Origin of the sequence: Agrobacterium rosae (assembly GCF_002915175.1) — a bacterium.
Lineage (GTDB): Bacteria > Pseudomonadota > Alphaproteobacteria > Rhizobiales > Rhizobiaceae > Agrobacterium > Agrobacterium rosae.
The window spans coordinates 144,131-153,961 of record NZ_NXEJ01000009.1 but is presented as its reverse complement, the minus strand read 5'-3'; the positions used below and the strand labels follow the sequence as shown (position 1 = coordinate 153,961).

At 58.9% G+C, this 9,831-nt stretch carries 11 protein-coding genes; 3 read left to right on the top strand and 8 right to left on the bottom strand.

Features of this window, described 5'->3' with window-relative positions; all coding sequences use genetic code 11:
* Positions 1-199: 199 nt before the first annotated feature.
* On the top strand, positions 200-1,129 hold the full coding sequence (locus tag CPJ18_RS20555) for an IS110 family RNA-guided transposase (RefSeq protein ID WP_103659828.1): 930 nt from the start codon (positions 200-202) through the stop codon (positions 1,127-1,129).
* A gap of 262 nt (positions 1,130-1,391) precedes the next feature.
* Here CPJ18_RS20555 and rplS read toward each other — a convergent pair whose 3' ends face one another.
* Positions 1,392-1,958 carry a 50S ribosomal protein L19 gene (gene rplS / locus CPJ18_RS20550; RefSeq protein WP_077121414.1) on the bottom strand — a complete coding sequence of 189 codons (567 nt, stop codon included), beginning with the start codon at positions 1,956-1,958 and terminating at the stop codon, positions 1,392-1,394.
* A gap of 270 nt (positions 1,959-2,228) precedes the next feature.
* Here rplS and CPJ18_RS20545 point away from each other — a divergent pair, with 270 nt between their 5' ends.
* The gene (locus tag CPJ18_RS20545; protein WP_103659943.1) at positions 2,229-2,975 is read left to right on the top strand and encodes a sulfite exporter TauE/SafE family protein; all 747 of its coding nucleotides are present in this window, start codon (positions 2,229-2,231) and stop codon (positions 2,973-2,975) included.
* On the opposite strand, the gene trmD is transcribed toward CPJ18_RS20545, so the two are convergent.
* From trmD to CPJ18_RS20515, 6 genes are all read right to left on the bottom strand, one after another.
* Complete coding sequence (trmD, locus tag CPJ18_RS20540) at positions 2,957-3,658, bottom strand: tRNA (guanosine(37)-N1)-methyltransferase TrmD (protein ID WP_103659827.1); 702 nt, start codon at positions 3,656-3,658, stop codon at positions 2,957-2,959. The two genes, CPJ18_RS20545 and trmD, sit on opposite strands and share 19 nt — an antisense overlap.
* 1 nt (position 3,659) lies before the next feature.
* A complete protein-coding gene (gene rimM, locus CPJ18_RS20535) occupies positions 3,660-4,232 on the bottom strand; it encodes a ribosome maturation factor RimM (RefSeq protein ID WP_103587151.1) in 573 nt (190 codons plus the stop codon).
* 118 nt (positions 4,233-4,350) lie between these two features.
* The gene (gene rpsP, locus CPJ18_RS20530; RefSeq protein WP_077103123.1) at positions 4,351-4,728 is read right to left on the bottom strand and encodes a 30S ribosomal protein S16; all 378 of its coding nucleotides are present in this window, start codon (positions 4,726-4,728) and stop codon (positions 4,351-4,353) included.
* Between the two features lie 33 nt (positions 4,729-4,761).
* A complete protein-coding gene (locus CPJ18_RS20525) occupies positions 4,762-5,079 on the bottom strand; it encodes a chorismate mutase (protein WP_077103125.1) in 318 nt (105 codons plus the stop codon).
* A 7-nt stretch (positions 5,080-5,086) separates the two neighbouring features.
* The gene (gene ffh, locus CPJ18_RS20520) at positions 5,087-6,664 is read right to left on the bottom strand and encodes a signal recognition particle protein (RefSeq protein WP_103659826.1); all 1,578 of its coding nucleotides are present in this window, start codon (positions 6,662-6,664) and stop codon (positions 5,087-5,089) included.
* A gap of 276 nt (positions 6,665-6,940) precedes the next feature.
* Positions 6,941-7,627, bottom strand: a complete 687-nt coding sequence (locus CPJ18_RS20515; RefSeq protein ID WP_146258700.1) for a hypothetical protein — start codon at positions 7,625-7,627, stop codon at positions 6,941-6,943.
* Positions 7,628-7,674: 47 nt separating this feature from the next.
* Here CPJ18_RS20515 and CPJ18_RS20510 point away from each other — a divergent pair, with 47 nt between their 5' ends.
* Positions 7,675-8,745, top strand: a complete 1,071-nt coding sequence (locus CPJ18_RS20510) for an MBL fold metallo-hydrolase (RefSeq protein ID WP_103659942.1) — start codon at positions 7,675-7,677, stop codon at positions 8,743-8,745.
* Between the two features lie 91 nt (positions 8,746-8,836).
* Here CPJ18_RS20510 and CPJ18_RS27480 read toward each other — a convergent pair whose 3' ends face one another.
* Positions 8,837-8,965, bottom strand: a complete 129-nt coding sequence (locus tag CPJ18_RS27480) for a hypothetical protein (RefSeq protein ID WP_256387055.1) — start codon at positions 8,963-8,965, stop codon at positions 8,837-8,839.
* Positions 8,966-9,831 lie beyond the last annotated feature (866 nt).

Genomic DNA, 9,831 nt, shown 5'->3' with positions numbered 1-9,831 from the left:
CCCCCCCCCCCCTTGTAACTTCCCTTCGCCGTCATTTGGGTGTGTACTGCCCTGTGCGATGGCGGATGTAAGACCGAAGCCCCTTAGGGACACCAAGCCCGTGGCAGAGCCCGGTTGTGCATCCGCCGTTCCATCGAACCCGAACAGTCGCCAGGGCCGCTTGCGCGTGCAAAGCCCGCTTAGGCAAGGATGGGATAAGATGGATATTATCGTTGGTATCGATGTGTCGAAGGAACGTCTCGACGTTGCGGTTTCACCCTCTGGTGCAAGCTTTTGTGTCGGGAACGACCATGATGGCATCGAAGAACTTACGCGTCGCCTTAAGGCGCAGAAGGCCGATCTCGTGGCGCTGGAGGCGACGGGCGGTTTCGAAACGCTGGCTGTGGCAAAGCTTGCGGCCTGCGACATCTGCGTGATCGTCGTCAATCCGGCGCAGGTGCGAGCCTATGCCAACGCCATCGGTCGGCGTGCCAAGACCGATGCGATCGATGCGGCCCTGATTGCTGCCTTTGTCACGGCGACGAAACCGCAGATCCGACCGCTGCGCGATGCGCAAACCCAGGCTTTATCGGCCCTTGTCGATCGCAGGCGACAGATCGTGCAGATGATCGTGGCTGAAGAGAACCGGTTGCGGATGGCGTTGGAGAAGACGACGCGCAAGAGCATCAAACGGCTGCTGGATGCGCTGCGCCGTGAGATGGAGAGCATCGATGCCGACATGGATGACCACATCCGCAAGTCACCCTTGTGGCGTGTGCGCGAGGCATTGCTGACCTCGGTTCCGGGTGTGGGGCGGGCTACGGCGCGCACGCTTTTGGCGGAAATGCCGGAGCTCGGCAGCCTCGACAGACGCCAGATCGCGTCGCTTGCGGGACTGGCACCTTGGACGCGGCAATCGGGCAAGTGGAAAGGCAAGAGCTTTATCGGTGGCGGGCGCTCGAAGGTGCGGGCCGTCCTGTTCATGGCGGCACTGGTTGCGTCCCGTCACAACCCGTTCCTCAAAGCCTTCCGCGATCGCCTCGTGGCATCCGGCAAGCCCAAGATCGTCGCCATCGTTGCCACCATGCGCAAGTTGCTGACCATCCTCAACGCCATCATCCGGGAGAATAAACCATGGCAAAACGCTTGACTGCCAAGACAGTCGCTCTGCCCTGCCGGGCATCTCCCCCACAGGTGGGGAGATCGACTCGTGGCAACCTTTCGGCCATCTCACATGTCGAAAAAGAAGCGATGTCGGCGCTCCCTGCCGATCTCCCTCCTTGTGGGGGAGATGTCCGGCAGGACAGAGGGGGGTAAGCCCCACCCACCGCCTTATACCGACTAGCACACACCCAAAAAGAAAAGGCGGCCCGAAGACCGCCTTTGTCAAAATTCCCGAAAAACGGAATGGCTTATTCAGCTGCGCCTTCGGCAGGCTTTGCAGCCTCTTCAGCGGCCTTGGCTGCTGCGGCTTCTTCGGCTGCCTTGGCTTCAGCAGCTTCTGCTGCGGCCTTTTCAGCGGCCAGAGCCTGTGCTGCTGCAACCTTTTCAGCTTCGATTCTAGCCTTTTCTTCGGCAGCAGCCTGACGCTCAGCGTCGTTGAGCTTGCGAGCGCGAACGCCCGTGTCTTCAACGATACGAGCAGACTTACCGCGACGGTCGCGCAGGTAGTAGAGCTTGGCGCGACGAACCTTACCGCGACGAACGATTTCAACGCCTTCAACCAGTGGCGAGTAAACCGGGAATACGCGCTCTACACCTTCGCCGTAAGAAATCTTGCGAACGGTGAAGCTCTCGTTGATGCCGCCGCCGGAACGGGCGATAACGACGCCTTCGTAAGCCTGTACACGGGTACGTGTACCTTCCGTTACGCGCACGTTGACGCGAACGGTGTCACCTGGAGAAAATTCTGGAAGCGTACGCTTCGCTTCGATCTTGGCAGCCTGTTCGGCTTCCAGCTGTTCGATAATGTTGGTCATATTAACCTCTGAGTTCTTCTGAAACAGCCAGAGCGCTCAACTGTCATCCCTTGAAACCAAGTCTCGGGACCATGCCTTGCGGCAGGAGCGGATTCACCATTCTTTGCTTGCGGTTAAAGGGGTAAACCCCAGTTCCACGCGGGCCATTACAGCAAGACGACGCATTTGTCATCCCTTTTGCAAGATTATTTTGTCGGTCACGACCGAATTGTCGGCAGTCATTTCAACGGATATGGAGTGATCGGGGCACAAAATGCGCCGGGAGGGGCCATGTCTTTGTTCATCATTCTGCTGCTGCTTGCCAGCGGCTTTCTGTCCGGTGCGGTCAATGCCATCGCAGGCGGCGGTACGTTTCTGACCTTCGGGGCCATGACGCTTGCCGGCATCGCGCCAATTTCCGCCAACGCCACCTCCTCCATCGTGCAATTTCCCGGCTACGTCACGTCGGTCATCGCCTATTGGCCGGAAATCCGCGCCCACTGGAAAGGCGCGATCTTTCTGGCCCTGCTCTCGATTGCCGGATCGACCGCCGGCGCGCTCCTGCTTCTGTCACTCGATAATCCAGCCTTTCGCCAGCTCGTACCCTGGCTGCTGCTGGCCGCCACGCTTTTGTTTGCCTTGGGGCCATGGCTGCGCCCCCGCACGAATGCGCAACGCTCACCCGGCAATGCCGCAAGCCTCATCGGCCAGTTCTTCACCTCGATCTATGGCGGCTTTTTCGGCGCAGGCATGGGCATCATGATGCTGGCAGTGCTGGGCCTGACGGCCGGTGGCACCTACCATCACCTCAATGCCTTGAAAAACCTGCTCGCGGTGGTCATAGCGGCGGTTGCCATCGTGGTTTTCGTCGGCGGTGGCGTAGTCGCTTGGCCCGCAGCGCTGATCATGATCCCAGCGTCCGCCATTGGCGGCTATAGCGGCGTCTATATTGCGCGGCGCGTACCGCAATGGATCATCCGCGCCTTGGTAATATCGGTCGGCCTGCTGCTATCGGTCTACTACTTCGTCTCGACCTGAGACTGTCTCGCCAGAAGGTCGGGACGACGCTCTTTCGTCAGCGCCAGCGCCTGCTCGTGGCGCCATTTTTCGATGGCCTTGTGGTTGCCGGAGGTGAGGACAGCGGGAATATCGCGCTCTTCCCAGACCTGCGGGCGGGTATAATGCGGATGCTCCAGCAGCCCACCCTCAAAGCTTTCATGCACGCCCGAGAGATCGTTGCCCATCACACCGGGCAGAATGCGCACCACAGCATCTAAAAGCGTCAGCGCCGCCGGTTCGCCGCCGGAGAGAATATAGTCGCCGATACTGACTTCCTCGAGCTCACGAGCATCGATCACCCGCTGATCCACGCCTTCAAAACGGCCGCAGATGATGATGACGCCATCGCCAGCGGCAATCTCGCGCACCCGAGCCTGCGTCAGCGGCTTCCCCCGCGGGCTCATCAGCAGTCGCGGACGCCTATCATCCTGCGAAACAGCGTCGATGGCAGCTGCCAGCACATCGGGCTTCAGCACCATGCCAGCGCCACCGCCAGAAGGCGTGTCATCCACGCTGCGGTGCTTGTCGGTGGCGAAGTCGCGGATCTGCACCGGCTCGATTTGCCAATGCCCACGCTCCAGCGCCCTGCCCGCCAGCGAATGGCCCAAATGCCCCGGAAACATGTCCGGGTAGAGCGTCAGCACGGTTGCCTTGAATGTCATGTTATTTTTTCTTGCCGAAGATCGGATGATCCGGGTCGTCCTTGCCGTCCTCAGGATTGTCGATCAGGCCAGCAGCAAGGGGATCGATCAGGATTTTCCCGCCTTCGAGGTCGATTTCCAGAACCGCAGCTTCGGAAAACGGAATGAGCGTTGGACGACGGCCAGCGCCTTTCAGCTCCAGCAGATCGCCCGCGCCGAAATCATGGACAGCGGCAACGGAGCCGTAGCTCTTGCCCTCGGCGTCGACGGCCTCAAGCCCTTCCAGATCGGTGTAGTAGAATTCGTCATCGTCCAGATCGTCGTCGGGCAGATTGTCACGCTCGATGAACAGTTCCAGCCCATTCAGAGCTTCCGCCGCATTGCGGTCGTTGACGCCGCGAAAGCGCACGATCACCACGGTCTTGGCTTCGCGGATTTCGAGAATTTCGAACACCCGGCCATCGGCAGCAATCAGGTTGCCATATTCTCCCAATGCGGTTGGATCATCCGTGAAAGAGCTGACCCGCACTTCGCCACGCAGTCCCTGCGCCGCGCCAATCTTGGCCATGAGAATGGGGTTTTCCAGCTTTGCCATCGGTCGTCCGTTTCGGTGTTCGTCTTTGAAAATCTATGTACGGCATGTTGCAGTCAAAATAAACATAAACGGGTGGCGCGGAAATCCACACCACCCGTTCAAATCGTGCAAACCGGACTTATTCGGCAGCAGATGCTTCTGCGGCAGCAGCAGCGGCGTCATCGGCCTTCTGCTTCTTCTCGGCAGTGCGCTCGACTGCCTTCTTGCCTGGCTTTGCCTTTTCAGGATTGTTGCGGGCGTCGCGCGTTACGATGCCGGCTTCTGCGAGGAAGCGCAGAACGCGGTCTGTTGGCTGTGCGCCCTTGGCAATCCATTCCTTGACGAGGTCGCCGTTGATCTGGATGCGATCAGCATTGTCCTTGGCAAGCATTGGGTTCCAGGAACCGACCTTCTCGAGGAAACGGCCGTCGCGTGGCGAACGGGCGTCAGCAACGACGATCTGGTAGTACGGGCGCTTCTTGGAACCACCGCGTGCGAGACGAATTTTCAGTGCCATGTTATTTCTCCTTAAGAATGGCTAGTCCGCCGGTCAGGCGGTCTTTTCGGTGCCGTTGTGTTCAGCGGCAATTGCTTCATGATGCCGGATGACTTCCTTGATGATGAAGTTCAAGAACTTCTCGGCGAAATCCGGATCCAGATTGGCGTCCTTTGCCAGATGGCGCAGGCGTTCGATCTGGTATTCTTCGCGCGCCGGGTCTGCCGGCGGCAATTCGTGGGTTGCTTTCAAAACGCCAACCGCCTTGGTGCGTTGGAACCGTTCTGCCAGCATATGCACCAGCGCCGCATCGATATTGTCGATGGACTGGCGGTATTGCGAAAGTTGAGCCTTTACGTCTGCGTCGGTCATCACAGTCTCACTTCTTCTTGCCAAAACCGGGCAGGCCGGGAAGACCGCCGAGGCCCGGCAGCTTCGGTCCGCCCAAACCGGGAAGACCGGGCATTCCGCCCATGCCACCAAGACCAGGGGGCAACCCGCCAGCCTTGCCGAGACCTGCGGCTTCCGCCTGCTTTTGAAGCACTTCCAGCTGCTTGGGGTCCATATTGGACAGATCAGGCATGCCGCCCATTCCACCACCAAGTCCCATCTTGCCAGCAAGGCCGCCCATCATCTGTTTCATGATGCCGCCCTTGCCTTTACCACCCATGGCTTTCATCATGTCGGCCATGCCGCGATGCATCTTGAGCAGCTTGTTGATTTCGGCGGCATCCGTGCCGGAACCGGCAGCAATGCGCTTCTTGCGGCTGTGCTTGAGCATGTCAGGGTTGGCGCGCTCGGCCTTGGTCATCGATGAGATGATGGCGATCTGGCGGTCGAACATCTTGTCGTTCAGACCCGACGCGGCCATCTTGTCCTTCATGCCGGACATGCCGGGCATGAGACCCATAATGCCGCCCATGCCGCCCATTTTCTTCATCTGGCCGAGCTGGTCGGCCAGATCGTTCAGATCGAACTTGCCCGACTGCATCTTCTTGGCCATCGCTGCGGCTTTTTCCGCATCGATGTTTTCAGCAGCCTTTTCGACCAGCGAAACAATATCGCCCATGCCGAGAATTCGGTCGGCGATACGGCGCGGGTGGAATTCTTCCAGCTCACCCATCCGCTCGCCGGTACCGATCAGCTTGATTGGCTTGCCGGTCACGGCACGCATGGAAAGGGCGGCGCCGCCACGGCCATCGCCGTCCATACGGGTCAGCACCAGGCCGGTAATGCCGACGCGCTCATCGAAGTTGCGCGCCAGATTGACGGCGTCCTGACCGGTCAAGCTATCCGCGACCAGTAGGATTTCGTGCGGCTTGGCGTTTTTCTTGATGTCCGCCATTTCCATCATCAACGGCTCGTCGATGTGGGTACGACCGGCGGTATCCAGGATCACGACATCATGGCCGCCGAGCTTGGCCGCCTGCACGGCGCGCGAAGCAATATCCGTCGGCGACTGTCCGGCAATGATCGGCAGCGTATCGACACCGGTCTGAACGCCGAGCTGGCGCAACTGCTCTTGGGCCGCCGGACGACGCGTGTCGAGAGATGCCATCAGCACCTTCTTCTTGTCGCGGTCGGTCAGGCGCTTGGCGATCTTGCCGGTCGTCGTCGTCTTACCCGAACCCTGCAGACCCACCATCATGATGACGACGGGAGCGGCGGCATGCAGGTCGATGGCCACGCCTTCGGAGCCCAGCATCTCGACAAGCTCGTCATGGACGATCTTGACGACCATCTGGCCGGGCTTGATGGCTTTGAGAACCGAGGCGCCGACGGCCTTTTCACGCACCTTGTCGGTGAAGGACCGGACGACTTCGAGTGCCACGTCCGCTTCCAGAAGCGCACGGCGAACCTCGCGCAGGGCAGCCGTCACATCGGCTTCCGAAAGCGCGCCACGGCCCGTCAGTCCATTCAGAATGGAGCCAAGGCGGTCCTGGAGGTTTTCAAACATTGCGTCATCCTTCTTCGTTCCGGGGTACCCGAAACGTCGGTGCTTTTGCTGTCAAAAACAAGACGCATAGCCAAAAAGCACCCGAGGGCGCGTCGCGCTGTCGGATGTTTGCCTCCGGGATCATCTATACCTTACGGGTCCCGGTCGGCGGCTGCGGTCATGAAACTGCCAGCTGATGGGCGCGGGTAAACAGCAAAAGCCCGCAGGAGTCAAGGCTTGAAGGCCAAAACGCGCCCGCAGCAGCCGTACGTTGTCAGCTGCTGCGCCGATCTTTCATCATTTGTCGCGTTTTTTCAGATACTCTGCCTTATAGGCGAAGATCGCTTCATGCCATTTTGCCGTCGCGTCGGCACCATGTTCCTTTGAGGCCTCGGCCACGAGACGGCCCATCCATCGTTTTGATTCCTCGGCGTATTCGTAAGGCGTCAGATTATGCTCATCAAGCACCTGCTGCGGGGTAATGCCGAGCTCCCCCGAAGCCTCCATATGGCCTTGCAGGCGTGCATAGTCATCGAATGTCGCAAGCTTGCCCTCTATTTGAACCTTCTCCGTTTTGGAGAAACGGCCCCGATTTGGATCGCCGAAAGCCTCGCCGTAAGCCCGCATCGTATCACCGGCAGTGTCGGCGTTTTTCAAAGCCTCGATGAACGAAAGATTGATCTGCTCGAATGTCCTCTCGTCTATGTCAAGAACGGCGATCACGTCCTTCGGGTCCTGCTCGTTGGCGATTCGTCCATTGGCAGAAGCCCATTCCTCAAAGGTCACGCCGTTGACCGGGGCGGGCAGCGGCTCTGCCAGAACCGGCAACGTCAGCGAGGTTAAAAACAAAAAAGATGAACAAAGTAATGTGATCGCGCGCATGCCGCCTCCACCAAATCTCGCTGTGATTTTTACAGCAAATGCGATTTTTAAATGGCAGCAGCAACCTTGGTTTGTAATCGACGATGAAATTATCGAGATCACATTCGCTTTTGTTGAATGTCGCCCGCCTCGGGCCTATGAGAGAGGGTATGAAAAGACGCACCCTCTTCAAACTCTCCTTCCTCGGCACACTTCTGGCAGGCGGTGGTCTCTATGCGCGCCAGTCCAGTGCCAGCGCCTATTATAAAGGCCCGCTATCGGACCATTTCGATGGTGCGCGTTTCTTCAATCCCCGCGGCGAGACGCCCAACGGTTTTGTGGACCTGATGAAATGGCGCTTCGATGGCAACAAGGCGACATGGCCGGAAGCCTATCCCAGCCCGTTTCCCTTCGTGAAACCGGATGAACGCGTCAACGGTAAAGACCTGCGCGTCACCTTCGTCGGCCACGCATCCTTTCTTATCCAGACGGCGGGCCTGAATATTCTCGTCGATCCCGTGTGGTCGGAGCGCACCAGCCCCTTCAGCTTCGTGGGGCCCAAACGCGTCAACCCGCCCGGTATCCAGTTCAACGATCTGCCGCCAATCGACATCGTGCTGGTCACGCACAACCATTACGACCATCTCGATCTGGAAACGCTACACCAGCTTCACATCAAGCATAAACCGCATTTCATCACGCCCCTCGGCAATGATGTCGTCATTCGCACCCGCGTGGAGGCGGCAAAGATTTCAACGGGGGACTGGGGTGATGTGCTGAACGTCGCGCCGGATGTGAAAATCCATTTCGAGCCCTGCCATCACTGGTCTGCGCGTGGACTGAACGACCGACGCATGGCGCTTTGGGCCGCCTTCGTCATCGAAACACCCGGCGGCAAGATTTACCACATCGGCGATACCGGCTTTCACAGTGGCCTCAATTACCATGCCGCAGCCAAAAAACACGGCGGCTTCCGCCTCGCCAACCTGCCATTCGGCGCCTACGAACCACGTTGGTTCATGAAAGGCCAGCACCAGAACCCATCGGAAGCCGTGGAAGGTATGAAGATTTGTGGCGCAGCCTATGCCTGCGGCCACCATTGGGGCACCGTTCAACTCACCGACGAAGCCATCGATGCACCAATCATCGCGCTCAAGGCGGCGTTGACAGAACACGGCGTAGCAGAGGATCGCTTCCGCCCCATGCACCCGAGCGAAGTTTTCGACGTGCCAATGGTTTGAAGTGCGCGGGACAGGCGCTCACTATTTAAGCGCCTTTGCACCTCGCTTGAGAGTACGCTCCCAAGCGTCTGCATCGCCCCGCAAACCCAAATTACTTTTTCTTGGTCGTGCTTTCGCTGGCTTTCACCTGCGATCCGAGTGTCGGCGCGGCGGCTGGCGCTGCCTTATCCTTTTTCGGTTTTCTGACTTCTTTATTGCTGCGAACTTGACCCTTGGCCATAGCATTTTCTCCCTGCTTCGTTCACCAATTAGCTGCCATCTGAAGAGCAAAGGCAAGCGGTTTATTGTGGTGGGATTTTTTGGATAGGTGGATGCAGCGGTAGCACCCCTCCTCCATCATCCTGAGCCTGTCGAAGGAGAGGTGCAGGAGCAAGGCGACCCTTGAAGGACGGGGGTGAGGGCGGTAGGCCGTGGAGCGCAGAGTACGCCGCTCACCCCCCTCTGTCCTGCCTGACATCTCCCCCTCAGGTGGGGAGATTGGTAAAAGGCACGCTCACTGCAAAATCGTAAGCGTCAGAGAATGATATGTCGCCAAAACATGCCATCGCCCCGCCCCCACATTCAAGATGTCCCGTGAGCGCGCGCCCAGCCAATCTCCCCACCTGAGGGGGAGATGCCCGGCGGGGCAGAGGGGGGTAAGCCCCACCCTCAAACCTCTCAACTAAAAATACTCCCCAACAAAATCAATCGCTTACCCAAAAACCCGCAAAACCCTCAAAAAAATCTCCCGCACTTTTCTCCACGGCGCGCAAATCACCCGCACAATCTCCCCGTTCCGCCCTCGGATACACCGCAAGGCGTTGCGGCGAGGCGGGACCGGCGCTGGGGTTGAAAGGGTGACGCAAACCTTTCGATCCCGGGGTTGAGCAGCAATCTCCCCGGCGGCAACGGGAGGAGAAAGACACCGGTTTCGGACCGACCGATGTCATTCTCCCGATGCCCGACCTAGTCGCCGGGTGTACCGACAGCTCATCGTCATCTGGTCTAATGCGACCATGAGGATAGAAGCGAAAGTCAGGCGGTACACAGGAACACGCTGCATCTGCCCCGCACTGTTGCGAAACAGCGCGGACGGATCGTGAGTGC

Excerpts from the sequence above, each read along its gene's own strand:
- CPJ18_RS20555 (WP_103659828.1), top strand. The coding sequence starts at position 200 with ATGGATATTATCGTTGGTATCGATGTGTCGAAGGAACGTCTCGACGTT.
- rplS (WP_077121414.1), bottom strand. The coding sequence starts at position 1,958 with ATGACCAACATTATCGAACAGCTGGAAGCCGAACAGGCTGCCAAGATC.
- CPJ18_RS20545 (WP_103659943.1), top strand. The coding sequence starts at position 2,229 with ATGTCTTTGTTCATCATTCTGCTGCTGCTTGCCAGCGGCTTTCTGTCC.
- trmD (WP_103659827.1), bottom strand. The coding sequence starts at position 3,658 with ATGACATTCAAGGCAACCGTGCTGACGCTCTACCCGGACATGTTTCCG.
- rimM (WP_103587151.1), bottom strand. The coding sequence starts at position 4,232 with ATGGCAAAGCTGGAAAACCCCATTCTCATGGCCAAGATTGGCGCGGCG.
- rpsP (WP_077103123.1), bottom strand. The coding sequence starts at position 4,728 with ATGGCACTGAAAATTCGTCTCGCACGCGGTGGTTCCAAGAAGCGCCCG.
- CPJ18_RS20525 (WP_077103125.1), bottom strand. The coding sequence starts at position 5,079 with ATGACCGACGCAGACGTAAAGGCTCAACTTTCGCAATACCGCCAGTCC.
- ffh (WP_103659826.1), bottom strand. The coding sequence starts at position 6,664 with ATGTTTGAAAACCTCCAGGACCGCCTTGGCTCCATTCTGAATGGACTG.
- CPJ18_RS20510 (WP_103659942.1), top strand. The coding sequence starts at position 7,675 with ATGAAAAGACGCACCCTCTTCAAACTCTCCTTCCTCGGCACACTTCTG.
- CPJ18_RS27480 (WP_256387055.1), bottom strand. The coding sequence starts at position 8,965 with ATGGCCAAGGGTCAAGTTCGCAGCAATAAAGAAGTCAGAAAACCGAAA.